This is a genomic window from Methylobacterium sp. Leaf466 (assembly GCF_001425565.1).
Classification (GTDB): Bacteria; Pseudomonadota; Alphaproteobacteria; order Rhizobiales; family Beijerinckiaceae; genus Methylobacterium.
The window spans coordinates 165,765-184,296 of sequence record NZ_LMRC01000023.1; the positions used below are offsets into that span (position 1 = coordinate 165,765).

An 18,532-nucleotide genomic window follows, 5' to 3' on the forward strand; every position below is an offset into this window, starting at 1 on the left:
TTCGCTACGTCTCACCGCTCGACGAGCGCTGGCCCATCGCAACCGATTGCGTGAAGCCAAACAGACCACCAGACGTCATGGACGATCGAGGCATTGTGTCGATGTCGATATCCGTCATCGGTCCGGCGGATCAGCTGATACCGCGCCGGGAGCCTGCAACTTTCAGTATTCTGACGAAGCGCGGGACAGGCCGCGTCTTTCGAAGAGCCTTTAACGCCTCATAGACACATTTTGGATTTCATCACGGCCACGCTGCCGCCCTTCCGCATGCACGCTGTTGCTCACTTCCGGAGATCGACGATGTCCATCGCCCCCCTCGTCGTCGTCGCCGACGACGACACGATCACGCGCTCGATCATCAACTTGAAGCTGAAGAGCCGCGGCTACACCGTCATCACGGCCTCGGACGGCAGCGAGGCGCTGCGGATCATCGAGGCGGAAAACCCCGCCCTCGTCGTCCTCGACGCGATGATGCCGGGCATCAACGGCTTCGAGCTTCTGCGGCAGATCAAATCGACGCCCAAGACGGCCGACACCCTGGTGGTGATGCTCACCTCCCGCAAACTCGAACAGGACATCGTCGGCGCCCTGAACGCAGGAGCGAGCGACTACCTCGTCAAGCCGTTCATCCCCGAAGAACTCGCCGTGCGGATCGCCCGCCTGTTGCCGATCGGCCGCCCACAATAGGCCTCCTCCTGGAGTGGGCCCGTCGGGGTCGACGGGAGCAGCCTGCTGGTTTGACCGCCTGGGTGAGCCGCGATGGTGCCGGCGCCGAAGGTGCCCGGCGCGGCGGACGCGTTCAGCAGCGTGACCACCTTGCCGTCAGCGCCGGTCGCGACCAGGTCGGGCCGCCCGTCGCCGTTCGCGTCCACCGCCGAGCGTGCGACCAGCGGCGAGGTGCCGGCGCGACTGCGGATGGGACCGCCGAAGGCACCGGCGCCGTTGCCGATCAGCACGTTGATCGTACCGAACAGATCGGAGACGGCGAGGTCGAGCTTGCCGTCGCCATTCAGGTCGGCGGCCGCGACCGCCAGGGCGCCGATGCCCGAGCCATAGGCGACGGCCGACCGGAAGCCGCCGACGCCATTCCCGATCAGGACCGAGATGTCGCCGCTCGACCCGTTCGCGACGATGAGGTCCGGCGTGCCGTCCCCGTTCGCGTCGGCCGCCAGCACCGCGCTCGGGGCGGTCCCGGCGCCGTAGCTGATGCACGCGTGGGGTCATGGGGTGTCTTGCCTTCGGGTCGTCGAGCGGAGGAGGCGCCGTATGGGAACGTCAATGCCGCAGACAATTCTGTCGGAATTTGTATTGGAAATCATATGGTATCTGGATATAAATAAAGACTTTGATTGATATAAGTCCTACGAATTATCGACTTAATCGATTCATGATTACACATCGATAAAAGCAGACCATCTCCAAACCAAGCAGTCGCACCTGACTTTTTCGGATTTTTACTATCGTATGATTGGGCATGACGGACCGCCAGGGGCGACAAGACCTCGGATCGCAGCGCGGCGCATTTTGGGCTCGCGATGAGACGCGACGCCAAGCATTTCTGCGGAACCCGCCGGCCGGCCCTGTTCGTCGGCCCCGCGTCTCGATCGATCGCGGACGGCGATGCGCGGCATCGTCGGATACCACCCGAACGAGGATGAAGGCCCCGTTCGCCGCATCGACCGTTCCGGAGGATCGTTGACACGTCGGCTCGCGCTGTCGAGGATTCCGACGCCATGGCGGTCGAACCGGCCGTCGCCGCCCATCCCCTGTCGGGACCGGGCGAGTTCAGAACCGCGCCGTCGACGGACAGAGGTTCCATGCATCCAGCCGTGGCCGCCGCCAACACGCTCCGGAGCGTGCATCGGACGGGACAGATCCCCGACTACGAGGACATCCTGACCCAGGGCTACGGCCGCCTCCTGAAGCCGGGAGACGTGGCGATCGACGTCGGGTGCCACGCCGGGCGCCATCTCGAGCACTTCGTCGACCTCGTGGGCCCCGAGGGGCACGTCCACGCCTTCGAGCCGATCCCCTTCCTGATGGAGAACCTGCGGGCCCGCTTCGGCGCCCTGCCCGAGGTGACGCTGCACCCCTGCGCCCTGTCGGCCGAGGCCGGGGAGACGGATTTCACCGTGGCGAGCGCGCTCGGCGAGAGCGGATTGCGGCCGCGCCATTTCAGCCAGCCCACCGTCACCGCCCGCACGATCCGGGTGCGCGTCGAAACCCTGGACGCCGTGCTGGGCGCGGTGCCGGCCGTGGCCTTCCTCAAGCTCGACATCGAGGGCGGCGATCTCGATTGCCTCGCGGGCGGGCAACGGCTGCTGGCGCGCTGCCGTCCCTTCGTGAGCATCGAGTACGGCTGGGCCGGCTACTCGGTCTACGGCCATAGCCAGCGCAGCCTGTTCGATGCCGCCACCGCCGCCGGATACGTCTGCGCCGACCTGATCGGGAACCTCGTCGAGGATCTCCCGACCTGGCTGCAGGTGTCCGACACCGTGACCTGGGACTTCTTCCTGGTCCCGCTGGAGCGCCGGGCGGAATGGAGCGCGGCCTTCGCCCATGACTGACACGGTGGCCGGCCGGGGGACTCGCCGGGGGAGACTTGCCCCGGGATCGCCACAGGCTCGGCCGTGTTGTCGCCACAACTGTCAACGCATGTTTCCCCGGAGAAGCGCGCTCGGCGCGGAATCACGGAGCATGGGTTGGAAATGCAGGGACGCAGGGTCGGATCGCAACGGACTGTCCCGGCTCACCGCAACGCGGGACGGCCGGCCGGCGATGCCATCATCGTCTCGGCCCGCGTCGGACGCGACCACGGCAGCCGCCCCGCCCTGACCCGGTCGCTGATCGCGATGTCGCTCCTCGCCGCCGGCCTCGGCGCCCTCGTGGTGCGCAACGGCGGCGACCTCGGCGCCGTCGGCATCGGCAAGGCCGTGGCCTCGTCCTCCACCGAGGCGACGCTGGCGATGCCCCGTCCCCGGATCCAGGCCGTCGCGCCCGCCATCCTGCCCCCGGCACCGATCGTGCTCACCGCCTCGTCGGCCTTCGCGCCGATCCACGACCTCGACACCGAGATCGGCTCGAACGCGGTCGACCGGGTCTCCTACGACTACCTCCTCACCGAGAGCGCGGTGGGCGACCCCAACGACATCCTCGAGTTCGGGCCGATGAAGATCCGGCGCCACCTCGTCCAGAAGATCGTGCGCGCCGCCCAGGCCGTGGCCACCGACCCGGTGTTGCTGATGGCGGTGGCCGACAAGGAATCGAGCTTCATCACCGAGGTGCAGGCCAAGACCTCCTCGGCGACCGGGCTGTACCAGTTCATCGAGCGGACCTGGCTCGGGGTGGTGCGCGACTTCGGCCCCAGGTACGGCCTGGCCCAGGACGCCGCCCTCATCCTCACCGCGGAGAACGGCCGCCCGAGCGTGGCCGATCCGGCCGAGCGCACGCGCATCCTCGAACTGCGCCGGGACCCCTACCTGTCGGCCCTGATGGCCGGCGAGATGCTCAAGCGCGACGCCGCCCGCATCTCCCTGCGGATCGGCCGCGAGTTGTCCCTCGGCGAGGTCTACCTCGCCCACTTCCTCGGACCGGACGACGCCGAGGACTTCCTGGCCACCGTGGCCGACAAGCCCAAGGCCGCCGCCGCGCAGATGCTGCCGGGTCCCGCCAAGGCCAACCGCTCGATCTTCTTCGCCGCCCAGCGCGGACGCAAGAAGGCCGCGAGCCTGTCGGTGGCCGAGGTCCACGAGAAGTTCGAGAGCATGATGGCCAAGCGCGGCGACCGCTATCGCGACGTCCGCTCCGTCGCCGGCATCCTCGCCTTCGCGGACGCCGCCACCGAGTGAGCGTCGCTCGGCCCGGTCCCGCGACCGGGTGGCGAACGACGGGTCGCGGACGAATCCCGGCTCGCGAATCCCGGCCGACGAATCTTTGGCAACCGATCCCTGCCGGCGTGATTTAACACGCATCAATCCGTCTTGGCGCGGACGGCAGCGCGGGCAGCGTTAAGGAGATTCGACTTGGGCGATCGGAAAGGCATCGTGCCGGATACTCCGCCATCGGCGCGGGTGAGCCCATCGACCGAGAGTACGGCAGCGGCACGTCCCGGCCTCCATCAGGTACCGGTTCGGACCGGGCCGGGCCCCGGCGGCGACAACACCCTGGCGCCCTCCTTGTCCCTCGACCGGATCGGGCAGGCCCTGGCCGCCTTCTACGACGACCTCGTCGCCGAAGGCCTGCCCGAGCATCTGGCCGCCCTGGTCCGCCAGGTGAAGCCCATCGAGGCGTCCGCTCCCCCGCCCGTACCGGCCCCCGCGCCGGCCGCGACCGCCTGGAAATCCGGGCGGATCGCCTTGATCGTCGAGGACGACGTCGCCACGCGCGCGCTCGCGGAGTCGCTGTTCGAGGTGACGGAACTGGAGGCGGTGGGCTGCGACAGCGCCGAGGCGGCCCTCGACATCCTGCGCGAGCGCGGCACCGACGTGGCGCTGGTGTTCGCGGACGTGGCCCTGTCCGGCGCCATGGACGGATTGCAACTGGCGCGGGCCGTCTCCACCCTGTGGCCGCGCGCCCGCATGGTCGTGACCTCCGGCCGACCGGCGCCGCGACCCGACGCGCTGCCACCGCAGGCCGTCTTCATCCCGAAGCCCTGGCGGCCGTCCGACGTGCTGGTGGAAGCCGATCTGGCCGTCACCGAGCCCCCGCCGATCCAGCCCTGACCCGGCGGGTGCGCTGGCGCGGGACGCGAGGGCGGGGCACGGCAAATCCCTGCCGGCACAGCGGAACACGCAACCGCAGAGCTTTGTTTTCACGACAAGCTCCGGATATCCGGTTCGGCCGTCGGGCGCCGTGGGCTCACCTCTTGCATTCCCCGGTCCAAGGGGCCGCGCATGGGCGCGGTGGAGCGTTTCAGCCGTGCCGATCCTGTCCGTCCGCCATGTCACCACCTATCGCTACCGGCAGCCGGTGGGGTTCGGCGAACACCGCATCATGTTCCGCCCGCGCGACAGCTACGACCAACGGTTGATCGCGGCGAGCCTGTCGATCACCCCCGAACCGCAGGCGGTGCGCTGGCTGCACGACGTCTTCGGCAACTGCGTCGCGGTGGCGGGCTTCACCGGGCGCTCGTCGACCCTGCGCTTCGAATGCGCGATCACCCTCGACCACACTCCGGAATCGACCCCGCACTTCGCCCTGGCGCCCAATGCCGCGTTCTATCCGTTCGGCTACGGCGTCGACGACATGCCCGATCTCAGCCGCTCGATCGAGCGCCAGCACCCCGACCCGCGCAACGAGGTCGATGCCTGGGCCCGCAGCTTCGTGCCCCCGGAAGGCCGGATCGCGACGCAGGACCTCCTGGCCAACATGACCCGCAGCGTGCGCCGGAACTTCGCCTACCTCGCGCGCTCGGAAAAGGGCGTCCAGGACCCGGTGACCACCCTGCGGCTCAAGCGCGGGAGCTGCCGCGACTTCGCGGTGCTGATGATCGAGGCGGTCCGGGCGCTCGGCATGGCGGCGCGGTTCGTCTCCGGCTACCTCTACAACCCGCGCGACGACCGCGACCGGCACGTCGGCGGCGGCTCCACCCATGCCTGGGTGCAGGTCTACCTCCCCGGCGCCGGCTGGGTCGAGTTCGATCCCACCAACGGCATCGTCGGCAACCGCGACCTCATCCGCGTGGCCGTCGCCCGCGATCCGCGCCAGGCGGTGCCCCTGCACGGCTCCTTCTTCGGATTTCCCGCCGACGACCTCGGCATGACCGTGGAGGTCGACGTGGTCGAGGTCGCCACGCCTGCCCCGGAGACGCGGGGGCCGGATCCGATCCTGTCCCGATGACGAGACGTGAACCCGGGGCGGGCCGCCCCGGTTTCTCCCTGTGACGAGTGTGGCTTCGAGATTCAGGTGAGCGCGATGAAGATCAGGACTGGGTTCGACATTGCCTTCGAATCGGTTCAACCGACCCCGATGATCCTCGAGCTCAGCGTGCATCCCACGCGGATGCCCGATGTCCTGACGCCGCACGAGATCAGGTTCGATCCGCCGATCCCCTGGCAGGAATATCGCGACGTCTACGACAACATCTGCACCCGCATCGTCACGCCGCCGGGGCTCCTGACCATCTCGGCCGACTTCACGGTCCAGGATTCCGGCCTTCCCGACGTCTATGCGCCCTACGCCCAGCAGATCCCGGTGCAGGACCTGCCCCAGGACGTGCTCGTCTACCTCCTCGGCAGCCGCTACTGCGACACCGACAAGCTGTCGGAGACGGCCTGGTCCCTGTTCGGAAACGCGCCGATGGGCTGGGGCCGGGTCCAGGCCATCGTCGACTACGTCCACGACCGCATCCGCTTCGACTACCTGTGCGCCGACGCCACCCGCACCGCCTGGGACGGCTTCATGCAGCGCCAGGGCGTCTGCCGCGACTTCGCGCATCTGGCGGTCGCGTTCTGCCGCTGCATGAACATCCCGGCGCGCTACTGCACCGGCTACCTCGGCGACATCGGCGTGCCGCGGGTGCCCGACCCGATGGATTTCTCGGCCTGGTTCGAGGTCTATCTCGACGGCGGCTGGTACACCTTCGACGCCCGCCACAATACGCCGCGGATCGGGCGCATCCTGATGGCGCGCGGACGCGACGCCACCGACGTCGCGATCACCACGAACTTCGGCTACGCGCACCTCGCCCGCTTCGAGGTGCATACCGACGAGGTCTATTGAGCGGGGCCTATCCACGACGCCGTCGGCGGCCTTCGGCCGAAAACCGGAGTCCCTTTCTGCCGCCGATGCTCTAAGACCGAGGGTGACGTCACGAGCGCCGGGCATGGTGTCCGGCCCAGTGGCCTCGGGGCGCGGGCCGGATGCCGGCGCCCTGGGGCGCGTCGCTGCCGAGGGATCAGCCCATGTCAGGCGAGACGAGCGCGGAGGGCCGGCCCGCCGGGTCGTCCGACAACATCGCGGTGGCCACCGTCCGCACGGTCGAGATGGAGGGTGCCCGCACGCGCACCGAACACGACCTCCTCGGCTATGGCGAAGTCCCCACCGACGCCTATTGGGGCATCCACACCAAGCGCGCGGTGGCGAACTTTCCCATCACCGGCGTGCCGATCGGGCATTTTCCCGACCTCGTGCGCAGCCTCGCCCTGGTGAAGCAGGCCGCGGCCAGGGCCAACCACCGCCTCGGCTACCTCTCGGCCGAGAAGGCAAAAGCCATCGACGACGCCTGCACGCGCATCGCCACCGAGCCGCATTTCGCGGAATCCTTCGTGGTCGACGCGATCCAGGGCGGGGCCGGCACCTCCACCAACATGAACGCCAACGAGGTGATCGCCAACGTCGCCCTCGAAGGCATGGGCAAGGCCCCTGGCGACTACGCCAGCCTGCACCCCAACGACGACGTCAACATGGCCCAGTCCACCAACGACGCCTATCCCACCGCCCTGCGCCTGGCGGTGATCTTCGCGACCCAGCCCCTCATCGCCGCGCTGGACGACCTCGCCTACGCCTTCAAGGGCAAGGCGGTGGAATTCGCCGACGTGCTCAAGATGGGCCGCACCCAGCTGATGGACGCGGTGCCCATGACCCTCGGCCAGGAGTTCGACGGCTTCCACGCCACCATCAAGGAGGACGTGGCGCGCCTGTCCGAGATCGTCGGCCTGTTCCGCGAGGTCAACCTCGGCGCCACGGCGATCGGCACCGGCATCAACGCCGATCCGCGCTACGCCTCCCTGGCGGTGGAGGAACTCTCGCGCTCGGCCGGCCAGCACATGGTGCTCGCCTCCAACCTCATCGAGGCGACCTCGGATCTGGGCGCCTTCGTGCTGTTCTCCGGCGTCCTCAAGCGGGTGGCCGTGAAGCTCTCCAAGATCTGCAACGACCTGCGCCTTCTCTCCAGCGGGCCGCGCACGGGCTTCGGCGAGATCCGCCTGCCCGCCGTCCAGGCCGGCTCCTCGATCATGCCGGGCAAGGTCAACCCGGTCATCCCGGAGGTCGTCAACCAGGTCGCCTACATGGTGATCGGGCAGGACCTCACCGTGACCCTCTGCGCCGAGGGCGGGCAGCTCCAGCTCAATGCCTTCGAGCCCACCATCGGCTACTGCGTCCTGTCCTCGCTCAGGATGCTGACGGCGGCGGTGGACACCCTCACCAAGCGCTGCATCGAGGGGATCGAGGCCGACCGCGAGCGCTGCCGCAGCCTCGTCCACGGCTCCATCGGCCTCGTCACCGCCCTGGTGCCGGCGCTGGGCTACGAGGCCTGCTCGCGGGTCGCCCAGAGGGCCCTGGCCGAGAACCGCCCGGTGGCCGACGTGGTCCTCGAAGAGGGCCTGCTGACCTCGGCACAGCTCGATTCGCTGCTCGAGCTGGAGGCGATGACGCGGCCCTCCCGCGTGCGCCGCGTCGGCCCGGTCGGCTGACCACCCAAAACGCCGGCACGGCGCCGGCGTCTCGGGTGATGCGCGGCGTTCACTTCACCACGGAGACCTGGGCGTCGCCGGTACGGCGCAGGACGTTGACGGTGACGTCGTCGCCGTAGCGCTGCAGGCGCAGGTCGATGCGCGAGTCGCGGATCTTGATGTTGAAGATCGAGACCCCGTCGAGGAAGGCCGGCAGCGTCGGGTTCTTGAGCCGGATGCGGTTGCGGTCGTGCTGGATCTCCAGGCCGATGCACGCGGCCAGGAACGCGAAGGGAGCCGCTGCCGCCCAGGCCTGCGGCGAGCAGGCGACGGGGTAGGAGACGGGCCCGCGCTGGTTGCGCCGCATGAAGCCGCAGAACAATTCCGGCAGCCGCTTCTGGTCCTGGTAGAGCGCGGTGTCGAACATGCCCTCGAAGATCCGCGAGGCCTGGGGCTTGAGGTCGTAGCGGGCGAGTCCCATCGCGATCAGGGCGTTGTCGTGCGGCCAGATCGAGCCGTTGTGGTACGACATCGGGTTGTAGCGGGCCTCGCCGCGGGCGATGGTGCGCACGCCCCAGCCGTTGAACCCGTCCTTGGACAGGAGCGTGGCGGCCACCCGGCCGGCCCGCTCCGGCAGGGCGATGCCGGTGAACAGCGCGTGGCCGGCGTTCGACGAGCGCACCGCGCACGGCCGCTTCTCACCGTCCAGCGCCAGGGCGTAGGTGCCGATCTCCTCGCTCCAGAACGCCGTGTCGAAGGCCGCGCGCAGGGCCGTCGCCTCGGCCTCGAGGCGGCCGGCGAGGTCGCCGTGCCCGAGCATCGTGGCGAGCTTGGCCATGCCGTTCTTGGCGGCATAGACGTAGCCCTGCACCTCGCAGAGCGCGATCGGGCCCTTGGCCATCTGGCCGTCGGCGTGGAAGATCGAATCGTGGCTGTCCTTCCAGCCCTGGTTCTCCAGGCCCTTGTCGGTGTCGCGGGCGTATTCCACGAAGCCGTCGCCGTCGCGGTCGCCGTAGCGGTTCATCCAGTCGAGGGCGAGTTCGAGGGCCGGCCAGATCGCGGCGATGGTCTCGCGGTCGCCGGTAACGGCGTAGTATTCGGAGGCCAGCATCACGAACAGCGGCGTGCCGTCGATGGTGCCGTAGTAATGGCGGAACGGCACCTCGCCGAGCATCGCCATCTCGCCGCGCCGGGTCTCGTGCAGGACCTTGCCGGGCTGGGCGTCGGCGGCGGGGTCGATCGCCTTGGCCTGGGTCGAGGCGAGGTAGCGCAGCACGCCCTTGGCGAAGTTCGGGTCGACCCACAGCGCCATCATCGCGGTGATGATGCCGTCGCGCCCGAACACGGTGGAGTACCAGGGGATGCCGGCGAACGGATAGATGCCCTCCGGGGTGCGGCTCGCCAGCATGTAGAGATCGGCGGTGGCCCGGCAGGCCGCCTCGTTGAACTGGTCGTTCGAGGAGATGATGGTGGTGATGCCCGCCGTCAGCTGCCTGAGGTCGCGGCGGGAATCGCGGTAGGCGCGCGCGAAGATCACGCCCTCGGCGAGGCCGCGGGGATGGCGCGGGCCGGGGCTGCTGCCGGCGGCCCGCGAGAGGCCGGCGGCGGCGTCCTCGCCCACCTGCTCGGCGGCCGGGGCGCTGGTGAAGGCGCGGTGGCACTCGAACACGGTGCGCACGAACAGCGAGGCGCGGCCGCCGGGCGCCAGCGTCACCTCGAAGGTCGCCTGGCCCGGGGCGATGTGATGGGGCTTGGGCCCGAAGTGCAGGCTCGTGGTGCGCACCATCTCGTCGAGGCCGACGTAGCGGAACTGGACCTCGGTCTCGCTGGCCACCTGCACGCTGCGCTTGCCGCGCAACGCGCGGTCCATGCCGCGCACCTCGAACAGGTCGCGGTAGTCGGCGTCGAAGGTCAGGCCGACCCGCAGCTTGCGGGTGCGCGAATCGTAGTTGCGCAGGCCGATCCGGTCGTAGCACGAGCCCTTGAACAGGAACTTGGTACGCTCGATGGCGATGAGTTCGCGCGGGATCGTGGTCTCATCGTGGGCGTCCACCCGGATGTCGGGCGTCGTCATGTCGACGCTGAGCGCGCCGTTGTCGTCCTGCATCACTGAGGACAGCAGCAGCGGGCGCTGGTCCTCGATCGTGAAGTGCAGGCGCGAGAGGTAGCGCGTGTCCTGGAAATAGAGCCCCTCGGGCCCCGGCAGGACACCGATGTCGCCGTAGCTGTCGAGAACGGCGAAGGCCTCGCCGTACTTCAGCGAGCGCAGGGGCCGCTCGACCAGCGAGGTCTGCGCCTCGATGTGGTACTGGGGCAGGACCTCGTCGGCGTCCTGGAACCCCTTGTTCCGCGCGTCCCGCTCCGATTCGGCCGTGGCCGTCACATCGTCTGCCGCCATGCTCGCGCATCTCCTGGACTCGAGGATCCGATCCGCCGGTCACGAATCGAACGGCCGCCCCGACGCGCCGAGCGTCGGGGCGGCCTTTGGTTAGGCAGCGTCAGTGAAGCGATCTCGGCCTCTTCGCAACCCCGCGCCGCGTGGGAAAACACGTGCCGCGTGAGCCGCGTCGCAAGGCGGATGCCGCGTGGGCGGCCGGACCGGGAGCGGTCAGGCCGGCATGGCGGCGGCTGCGGCCAGCGACGGGCGGGCCGAGCCGTTCAGGTCGCCGTAGTGCGGCACGAAAGCCGGCATGCCGTTGGGGACGGTGATCAGGTCCGGCCTGCCGGCGAGCAGCATCTCGTAGGCGGCGACGTACTTCTTCACCATGCGTTCGGCGGTGAAGTTGCCCTCGAAGTGGCGGCGCACGCCGGCGCGGCTCATGGCCTTGACCTTGGCCACCGCGGCGACGGCATCGTCCATCGTATCGCACAGGACGCCGCTGACGCCGTCGGCGATCACTTCCGGCACGGAACCGTTGCGAAACGCGATCACCGGGGTGCCCGAGGACATCGCCTCGATCATCACGAGGCCGAAGGGCTCCGGCCAATCGATGGGGAAGGCCAGGGCCAGGGCGTTGCCGAGAAAATCCTTCTTCTGCTCCTCGTTGATCTCGCCGATGAACTCGACGAGGGGATGATGGATCATCGGCTCGATGACCTCGTCCCAATAATCCTGGTCGGCCTTGTCGACCTTGGCCGCGATCTTGAGCGGCGTGCCCGAACGGATCGCCATCTCGATCGCCCGGTCGGGACGCTTCTCGGGCGAGATCCGGCCGAGGAACGCGAGATAGCCGCCCTTCGCCTCCGGGTAGAAGGTGCAGTTCTCGGGCGGCAGGCCGTGGTGGATGGTGGAGAGCCAGTTCACGGTCTTGGGCATCGGCTCGCGCTGGTTGTCGGAGATCGACACCAGGGGCATGCCCGTGAACGTGCGGTACACCGGCATGAAGTCCGGCACGTCGAGACGGCCGTGCATCGTGGTCAGGCACTTGTGGTTCAAGTCTTCGAACATCGGGTACTGAAGCAGATCGATGTGGAAGTGAAGCACATCGAACTCGTGCGCACGCCGCCTGATCTGATGGAGCATCGCGAGATGGCTCGCGGTATGGTCCCTATAGCCGAGGAGACGCAGGCCTTCCGGCGTGCAGGCGGCCAATTTGGCGGACGTTTCCGAATCGCCGCTCGCGAACAGCGTCACGTCGTGTCCCTGGCGCACGAGCTCTTCGGTGATCCAAGACACGACACGCTCGGTGCCGCCGTAGAACTTGGGAGGAACGGCTTCAGAGAGCGGAGCGATCTGGGCAATGCGCACGAAGTGTCTCCTGTGAGGTCGAATGTTGCGCCGATAAAACGCCACCCGGCCTGAGTGGGACATGAACGAAACCCACGGCCAAGGTTATGGTTCCGCAGTGCACGCGTCCGCCAGGGAATTTTGGTTGTACCTCCGGGATGTCCCCGAAATCCCGCGATTCGCGCGAGCCCTGCGGCCCACCGCGGGTCGGTGGCGCACCCAGCGTCGGCCGCGCCCATTGAAGGCACGTCCCTTTTCTGTCATACGCCCCTCGCGTCGAACCGCCCGGCCGATCAGGGCTGCCGTGGCGGTTCGTGCTGCTCCACCAGAAGCATCAATCGAGCGCATCCTCCGATCCTTGCCCGATCGGACGAAATGCGCGTCAGGAGAGCCAAATGCCCAAGCTGAAAACCAAGTCGGGCGCCAAGAAGCGCTTCAAGATCACCGGGACCGGCAAGGTCATGTACGCCCAGGCCGGCAAGCGGCACGGGATGATCAAGCGGACGACGAAGCAGATCCGCAACCTGCGCGGCACCACCACCCTGTTCGAGGGCGATGCCGCCAACGTGAAGAAGTACTTTTTGCCGAACGGCTGAGAGCCTTCACCGACAGACTGCTTTTTCTAACCCAGGAGATCTCACATGGCCCGCGTCAAACGCGGCGTGACCAGTCACGCAAAGCACAAGAAAGTCCTCAAGGCCGCCAAGGGCTATTACGGCCGGCGCAAGAACACCATCCGCATCGCCAAGCAGGCGGTCGAGAAGGGCATGCAGTATGCCTACCGCGACCGCAAGAACAAGAAGCGCACGTTCCGCGCCCTCTGGATCCAGCGCCTCAACGCCGCGGTCCGCGAGCACGGCCTGACCTATTCGCGCTTCATCAACGCGCTCCTCAAGGCCGGCATCGTCGTCGACCGCAAGGCGCTGTCGGAACTGGCCATCCACGAGCCGGCGAGCTTCGCCGTCGTCGTCGAGAAGGCCAAGGCCGCGATGACCGACACCGCCCAGACGGCCAAGGCCGCCTGAGGGTCGATCACGACGCACGCGACGTTCGCTTGAGAGGCGCGGCCCGACGGGTCGCGCCTTCTCGTTTTCCGGCGCCGATTCGTCTATGGCCCGCGCCAGGAAGCCGTTACCCGTGCCCGACGCCGAGCCCTGAACCGAGTCCTCCCCGATGACCGACCTCGATACCCTCGAAAGCGATCTCCTTGGCCGCGTGGCCGCCGCCGCCGACGAGGCCGCCCTCGACGCGGTGCGGGTTGCGGCCGTCGGCAAGAAGGGCTCGGTCTCCGAACTGCTGAAGACCCTGGGCGCCATGACCCCGGAGGAGCGCAAGGACCGCGGCCCTCTCATCAACGGGCTGCGCGACCGGGTCCAGTCCGCCATCGGCGCCCGCCGGGAGGCCCTCGCCGAATCCGCCCTCGAAGCCCGCCTGTCGGCCGAGCGCATCGACGTGACCCTGCCGGTGCGTGAGGCGCCCGAGGCGCGCGGGCGCATCCACCCGATCAGCCAGGTCCTCGACGAGGTCACCGCGATCTTCGCCGACATGGGCTTCTCGGTGGCCGAGGGGCCCGACATCGAGACGGACGACTACAACTTCACCGCGCTCAACTTCCCGCCCGGCCACCCGGCCCGCGAGATGCACGACACCTTCTTCCTGGCCCCCGACCGCAACGGCCAGCGCAAGGTGCTGCGCACCCACACCTCGCCGGTACAGATCCGCACGATGCGCGCGCAGCAGCCGCCGATCCGGGTGATCTGCCCCGGGCGCACCTACCGCCACGATTCCGACCAGACCCACACCCCGATGTTCCATCAGGTCGAGGGGTTGGTGATCGACAAGGCGGCCAACATCGCCAACCTGAAATGGGTGATCGAGGAGTTCTGCCGCGCCTTCTTCGAGGTCGATGCGGTCACCATGCGCTTCCGGCCGTCGTTCTTCCCGTTCACGGAGCCGTCGGCCGAGGTCGACATCCAGTGCTCGCGCAAGGGCGGCGAGATCCGCTTCGGCGAGGGCACGGACTGGCTCGAGATCCTCGGCTGCGGCATGGTCCATCCCAACGTGCTGAGGAACTGCGGCCTCGACCCCGACGCGGTCCAGGGCTTCGCCTTTGGCGTCGGGATCGACCGGATCGCGATGCTCAAATACGGCATGCCGGACCTGCGCCCGTTCTTCGAGGCCGACGTGCGCTGGCTGGATCATTACGGCTTCCGGCCGTTGGATATCCCGAGCTTGGTGAGTGGGTTGACGGGGTAGTGCGGCCCACGAATCCTCGGGAACGCAGACCTGGATCGAGGACGCAGACCTGGATCGAGGACGCGACGGCGCTCGCGTTTTGCCGGGTTTGCGTAAACCAATGGAGGCTTCGATGACCGACAAGGAAATCCAGGAGGTCGTGTTCTCCGTCCTCAAAAGCCGGGTGCCGGAAGCCGAATTTCAGGGTGCCGACGTTCGTTCGGATATCGATTTCGACGGCGAGTCCATCATTCGGGTCACCGCCCGATACGAACGCAGGCCGGCTGAGCGCCGCGAAGCCTTGATCGGTGCGATTCACGATCTTAGGGACGCGCTGATCGCGAAGGGCGAAGAACGCTTCGTCTTCCTCACGAACCAGGTCGCCAGCGAGCGGCAATCTGAGCCGGACCTCGATTAAGGCAATGGGCACCTATGTTGAACGCCTCCTGGATCTGGCCGATGCACTGATCGACCAGCATCCGCGTAGTTCCGGGGTCAAACGACGGGCGGTCAGCACCGCCTACTACGCTGCCTTTCATGCTCTGATGAAGGCATCTGCCGATGCGCTTCTGCCGGAGGGTAGCCGGGACACCGCGGAATACGAACGCGTTTATCGCGCGCTCGATCATGGTTCGATGAAGAACGCCTTCCAGGCGGCCGGGAGCCCGCTGCGGCAGGACAACAGGCTCAGCAGGATCGGTGAATTGATTGTCCCTCTGCAGAGCGCCAGAATGCAAGCCGACTACGCCCCTCCCAGGGCCAACTTCTACGAGGACGATCAGGCGCGAGATCTCGTCGGTCAAGCGAGAGAAATCGTTTCCAAGCTCGACGCCCTCCCGGTCGAAACAAGACTGGTTCTCGCCATCCATCTGATCTTCAAAGACAGAAGCAAATGAAATTCACCCTCTCCTGGCTGAAGGATCACCTCGACACCGGGGCTTCCCTCGACACGATCGCGCAGACGCTCACGCGGATCGGGCTCGAGGTGGAGGGCGTCGAGGACAAGGCCGCCGCCTTGAAGCCCTATGTGGTCGCGCGCATCCTCTCCGCCGAGCAGCACCCCAACGCCGATCGCCTGCGGGTCTGCAGCGTCGATGCCGGCGACGGCGCGCCGGTGCAGGTGGTCTGCGGCGCGCCCAACGCCCGGGCCGGGCTGGTCTCGGTGTTCGCGCCACCCGGCACCTACGTGCCGGGCAAGGACATCACGCTGGCGGTGGGCACCATCCGCGGCGTCGAGAGCCGGGGCATGCTGTGCTCGGGCGCGGAACTCGGGCTCGGCGACGACCACGACGGCATCATGGAGCTGCCCGACGACGCGCCGGTGGGCCGGCCCTATGCCCTCTACGCCGGGCTCGACGATCCCGTCATCGAGATCAACCTGACGCCCAACCGACCCGATTGCACCGCGGTCTCCGGCATCGCGCGCGACCTGGCCGCCACCGGCCTCGGCAGCCTCACGCGCGAGCCGTCGAAGCCGGTGCGTGGCGAGGGCGCCTGCACGGTGCCGGTCACGCTCGCCTTCGCCCCCGAGGATCGCGGGCTCTGCCCCCTGTTCGCCGTGCGCCTGGTGCGCGGGGTCTCCAACGGCCCCTCGCCCGACTGGATGCAGGCGCGGCTGCGCGCCATCGGCCTGCGGCCGATCAATGCGCTCGTCGACATCACCAACTACCTCACCTTCGACCGCGGCCGGCCGCTGCACGTCTTCGATGCCGCCAAGGTCCAGGGCGGACTCGAGGTCCGCCTGGCCCGCGAGGGCGAGGAGTTGAAGGCGCTGGACGGCAAGACCTACCGGCTCGAGCCGGAGATGGTGATCATCGCCGATGCCGCCGGCCCCGAATCGATCGGTGGCATCATCGGCGGCGAGGCCACTGGCTGCGATGCCGGCACCGTCGACGTGCTCGTCGAGGCGGCCCTGTGGGACCCCGTCAACATCGCCCGGACCGGGCGCCGGCTCGGCATCGTCACCGACGCGCGCTACCGCTTCGAGCGCGGGGTCGATCCCGCCTTCGCCCTGCCCGGCCTCGACCTCGCCACCCGCATGATCCTCGACCTGTGCGGCGGCACCGCCGGCGAGGCGCTGGTCTTCGGCGAGCCGCCCGAGACCGACCAGATCATCGACTTCCCCTGGTCCGAGACCCGGCGCCTGGCGGGGATGGAACTGTCGCGCGCCGAGATGAAGGTGACCCTGGAGACCCTGGGTTTCCACGTCTCCGGCAGCGGCGACCGCGTCAAGGTCCTGCCGCCGTCCTGGCGCCCGGACATCGGCGGCAAGGCCGACCTCGTGGAGGAGATCATCCGCATCGCCGGCCTCGACCAGATCGAGGCCAAGCCCCTGCCGCGCGCGCCCAGCGTCGGCAAGCCCGCGCTCACGGTGCTGCAGCGGCGCACCCGCCACGCCAAGCGGGCCCTGGCGGGCCGCGGCCTCGTGGAGGCGGTGACGTGGTCCTTCATCGGCCACGACGACGCGGTGCTGTTCGGCGGCGGCGGGGCCGATCTGGCCCTGGCCAACCCGATCGCGGCCGATCTCTCGGACATGCGCCCGAGCCTGGTGCCGGGCCTCGCCCGCGCCGCCCAGCGCAACGCCGACCGCGGCAACGGCGACGTCGCCCTGTTCGAGGTCGGCCAATGCTTCGCCAGCGACCAGCCCGAGGGACAGACGATGCGGGCGGCGGCGCTACGACGCGGCACCGCCGGGCACGCGGGCGCCGGCCGCCATTGGGACGGGGCCGCAAAGGCCGTCGACGCCTTCGACGCCAAGGCCGACGCCATGGCGCTGCTGGCCAGCCTCGGCGTGCCGGTGGGCGGCCTGCAGGTGGTGGCCGGCGGCCCGTCCTGGCTTCATCCCGGCCGCTGCGGCACGCTGCAGTTCGGGCCCAAGATCGTGGTCGGGCATTTCGGCGAGCTGCATCCGCGCGCCATGAAGGCCCTCGACCTCAAGGGGCAGGTGGTGGCCTTCGAGATCGTGCTCGATGCGGTGCCGCTGCCGAAGTATCGTCCGACCAAGGTCAAGCCGGCCCTGGCCCTGTCCGACTTCCAGCCGATCTCGCGCGACTTCGCCTTCGTGGTGGGCCGCGACGTGGCGGCCGGCGACATCGTCAAGGCGGCGCAGGGGGCCGAGCGCAAGCTCATCACCGGGATCGACGTGTTCGACCTCTACGAGGGCGTCGGCATTCCGGAGGGCGCCAAGTCCGTCGCCATCGCGGTGCGCCTGCAGCCCTCGGAGCGGACGCTGACCGATGCCGAGATCGAGGCGGTGAGCGGCCGCATCGTGGCGGAGGTCGCCCGCAAGACCGGCGCGACGCTCCGGTCGTGACAGGCGAGGTGAGCATGGTCGATCCGATCCTCGTCGCCGACCTGTCGGCGGAGAACCACCTGCCGGCGGGCGCCCTGCGACGGGCCCTGAAGGCGCCCGCGAGCATCGCCGAACCGGTGCTCGCCGTCCTCGATGCGGCCGCCTCGGAGGCGGAGCTGATCGAGGAGGACGTGAACCTCCTGTTCTGGGGTGTCCACGTGCTCGCCGCCGCCCGCGACAGCCGGGCCTACGCCCCGCTGATGCGCCTGCTGCGCCAGGACGGCGACAGCCTGGAAGCCATCCTCGGCGATGCCCTCACCACGACGCTCGCCAAGGTGGTGGTGAGCGTCTTCGACGGCGACGTCGCCCCGATGCACCGCCTGATTCTGGACAGCACCACCGACGAGTTCGTGCGCTACGAGCTCCTCACGGCCCTGGTCTTCCTCACCCACGCGGGCCGGATCGACCGCGCGCAGACCCACGACCTGCTGGTGCGGTTCGACGACAAGCGGGTCTCGGTGGAGGCCGAGATCGGCTGGACGGGATGGGAGGAGGCGATCGCCCTGCTCGGCTTTGCCGACCTCGCGCCCCGCGTCGAGGCCGCACGCAAGGATGGCCGCATCACCGACGAGATCAGCGACCTGCCGTGGTTCAGGACGACCCTGCGCCAGGCACTGGCCAAACCCGACGACCCGAGCCGCTTCGACCCGCGCCGCTACGGCCCCCTCGACGATCCCATCGCCGAGCTCGCCTGGACGGCCGAGGATGCCGGCCAGCCCCTGCGCAACCCGCTGAAGGACGTCGGCCGCAACGATCCCTGCCCCTGCGGCAGCGGCAAGAAGTTCAAGAAATGCTGTCTGGGCGCCACGCCGGCCTAGCCTCGCG

General features: G+C 68.7%; 17 protein-coding genes. 14 read left to right on the forward strand and 3 right to left on the reverse strand.

Annotated features, from left to right (window positions below; genetic code table 11):
- Positions 1-300 precede the first annotated feature (300 nt).
- On the forward strand, positions 301-687 hold the full coding sequence (locus ASG59_RS10320) for a response regulator (protein ID WP_056408744.1): 387 nt from the start codon (positions 301-303) through the stop codon (positions 685-687).
- Here ASG59_RS10320 and ASG59_RS10325 read toward each other — a convergent pair.
- The gene (locus tag ASG59_RS10325; protein ID WP_056408746.1) at positions 609-1,175 is read right to left on the reverse strand and encodes a VCBS repeat-containing protein; all 567 of its coding nucleotides are present in this window, start codon (positions 1,173-1,175) and stop codon (positions 609-611) included. The two genes, ASG59_RS10320 and ASG59_RS10325, sit on opposite strands and share 79 nt — an antisense overlap.
- A gap of 642 nt (positions 1,176-1,817) precedes the next feature.
- Here ASG59_RS10325 and ASG59_RS10330 point away from each other — a divergent pair.
- From ASG59_RS10330 to ASG59_RS10355, 6 genes are all read left to right on the forward strand, one after another.
- Complete coding sequence (locus ASG59_RS10330) at positions 1,818-2,567, forward strand: FkbM family methyltransferase (protein ID WP_056408898.1); 750 nt, start codon at positions 1,818-1,820, stop codon at positions 2,565-2,567.
- A 141-nt stretch (positions 2,568-2,708) separates the two neighbouring features.
- Entirely contained in the window at positions 2,709-3,848 is a 1,140-nt protein-coding gene (locus ASG59_RS10335) for a transglycosylase SLT domain-containing protein (RefSeq protein ID WP_055879628.1), read from the forward strand.
- 327 nt (positions 3,849-4,175) lie between these two features.
- A complete protein-coding gene (locus tag ASG59_RS10340; RefSeq protein ID WP_055879631.1) occupies positions 4,176-4,721 on the forward strand; it encodes a response regulator in 546 nt (181 codons plus the stop codon).
- A 196-nt stretch (positions 4,722-4,917) separates the two neighbouring features.
- On the forward strand, positions 4,918-5,838 hold the full coding sequence (locus ASG59_RS10345; RefSeq protein WP_056408749.1) for a transglutaminase family protein: 921 nt from the start codon (positions 4,918-4,920) through the stop codon (positions 5,836-5,838).
- 75 nt (positions 5,839-5,913) lie between these two features.
- A complete protein-coding gene (locus ASG59_RS10350; RefSeq protein WP_055879639.1) occupies positions 5,914-6,720 on the forward strand; it encodes a transglutaminase family protein in 807 nt (268 codons plus the stop codon).
- Between the two features lie 182 nt (positions 6,721-6,902).
- Positions 6,903-8,414: an aspartate ammonia-lyase gene (locus ASG59_RS10355; protein ID WP_082494291.1), complete on the forward strand. Its 1,512-nt coding sequence runs from the start codon at positions 6,903-6,905 to the stop codon at positions 8,412-8,414.
- A gap of 49 nt (positions 8,415-8,463) precedes the next feature.
- On the opposite strand, the gene ASG59_RS10360 is transcribed toward ASG59_RS10355, so the two are convergent.
- Positions 8,464-10,791: a glycogen debranching N-terminal domain-containing protein gene (locus ASG59_RS10360; protein ID WP_056408751.1), complete on the reverse strand. Its 2,328-nt coding sequence runs from the start codon at positions 10,789-10,791 to the stop codon at positions 8,464-8,466.
- A gap of 210 nt (positions 10,792-11,001) precedes the next feature.
- A complete protein-coding gene (locus tag ASG59_RS10365; RefSeq protein WP_055879644.1) occupies positions 11,002-12,141 on the reverse strand; it encodes a glycosyltransferase family 4 protein in 1,140 nt (379 codons plus the stop codon).
- 374 nt (positions 12,142-12,515) lie between these two features.
- Here ASG59_RS10365 and rpmI point away from each other — a divergent pair, with 374 nt between their 5' ends.
- The 7 genes from rpmI to ASG59_RS10400 all read left to right on the forward strand — a co-directional run bounded on the left by rpmI (position 12,516) and on the right by ASG59_RS10400 (position 18,525).
- On the forward strand, positions 12,516-12,716 hold the full coding sequence (gene rpmI, locus ASG59_RS10370) for a 50S ribosomal protein L35 (protein WP_055879647.1): 201 nt from the start codon (positions 12,516-12,518) through the stop codon (positions 12,714-12,716).
- A gap of 45 nt (positions 12,717-12,761) precedes the next feature.
- A complete protein-coding gene (rplT, locus tag ASG59_RS10375) occupies positions 12,762-13,145 on the forward strand; it encodes a 50S ribosomal protein L20 (RefSeq protein WP_055879650.1) in 384 nt (127 codons plus the stop codon).
- A 148-nt stretch (positions 13,146-13,293) separates the two neighbouring features.
- Entirely contained in the window at positions 13,294-14,376 is a 1,083-nt protein-coding gene (gene pheS, locus ASG59_RS10380) for a phenylalanine--tRNA ligase subunit alpha (protein WP_055879653.1), read from the forward strand.
- A 112-nt stretch (positions 14,377-14,488) separates the two neighbouring features.
- Entirely contained in the window at positions 14,489-14,773 is a 285-nt protein-coding gene (locus tag ASG59_RS10385; RefSeq protein WP_156387506.1) for a hypothetical protein, read from the forward strand.
- Between the two features lie 4 nt (positions 14,774-14,777).
- Positions 14,778-15,251 (forward strand): hypothetical protein, encoded by a 474-nt coding sequence (locus ASG59_RS10390; RefSeq protein ID WP_055879661.1) that lies wholly within the window; start codon positions 14,778-14,780, stop codon positions 15,249-15,251.
- Positions 15,248-17,668, forward strand: coding sequence for a phenylalanine--tRNA ligase subunit beta (pheT, locus tag ASG59_RS10395; RefSeq protein WP_056408753.1), 2,421 nt, complete (start codon positions 15,248-15,250; stop codon positions 17,666-17,668). The genes ASG59_RS10390 and pheT overlap by 4 nt, the downstream gene beginning before the upstream one ends.
- Positions 17,669-17,682: 14 nt before the next feature.
- Complete coding sequence (locus tag ASG59_RS10400) at positions 17,683-18,525, forward strand: DUF1186 domain-containing protein (RefSeq protein WP_055881113.1); 843 nt, start codon at positions 17,683-17,685, stop codon at positions 18,523-18,525.
- The last annotated feature ends 7 nt before the right edge of the window (positions 18,526-18,532 follow it).

Excerpts from the sequence above, each read along its gene's own strand:
- ASG59_RS10320 (WP_056408744.1), top strand. The coding sequence starts at position 301 with ATGTCCATCGCCCCCCTCGTCGTCGTCGCCGACGACGACACGATCACG.
- ASG59_RS10330 (WP_056408898.1), top strand. The coding sequence starts at position 1,818 with ATGCATCCAGCCGTGGCCGCCGCCAACACGCTCCGGAGCGTGCATCGG.
- ASG59_RS10335 (WP_055879628.1), top strand. The coding sequence starts at position 2,709 with ATGCAGGGACGCAGGGTCGGATCGCAACGGACTGTCCCGGCTCACCGC.
- ASG59_RS10350 (WP_055879639.1), top strand. The coding sequence starts at position 5,914 with ATGAAGATCAGGACTGGGTTCGACATTGCCTTCGAATCGGTTCAACCG.
- ASG59_RS10355 (WP_082494291.1), top strand. The coding sequence starts at position 6,903 with ATGTCAGGCGAGACGAGCGCGGAGGGCCGGCCCGCCGGGTCGTCCGAC.
- ASG59_RS10360 (WP_056408751.1), bottom strand. The coding sequence starts at position 10,791 with ATGGCGGCAGACGATGTGACGGCCACGGCCGAATCGGAGCGGGACGCG.
- rpmI (WP_055879647.1), top strand. The coding sequence starts at position 12,516 with ATGCCCAAGCTGAAAACCAAGTCGGGCGCCAAGAAGCGCTTCAAGATC.
- rplT (WP_055879650.1), top strand. The coding sequence starts at position 12,762 with ATGGCCCGCGTCAAACGCGGCGTGACCAGTCACGCAAAGCACAAGAAA.
- pheS (WP_055879653.1), top strand. The coding sequence starts at position 13,294 with ATGACCGACCTCGATACCCTCGAAAGCGATCTCCTTGGCCGCGTGGCC.
- ASG59_RS10385 (WP_156387506.1), top strand. The coding sequence starts at position 14,489 with ATGACCGACAAGGAAATCCAGGAGGTCGTGTTCTCCGTCCTCAAAAGC.
- ASG59_RS10390 (WP_055879661.1), top strand. The coding sequence starts at position 14,778 with ATGGGCACCTATGTTGAACGCCTCCTGGATCTGGCCGATGCACTGATC.
- pheT (WP_056408753.1), top strand. The coding sequence starts at position 15,248 with ATGAAATTCACCCTCTCCTGGCTGAAGGATCACCTCGACACCGGGGCT.
- ASG59_RS10400 (WP_055881113.1), top strand. The coding sequence starts at position 17,683 with ATGGTCGATCCGATCCTCGTCGCCGACCTGTCGGCGGAGAACCACCTG.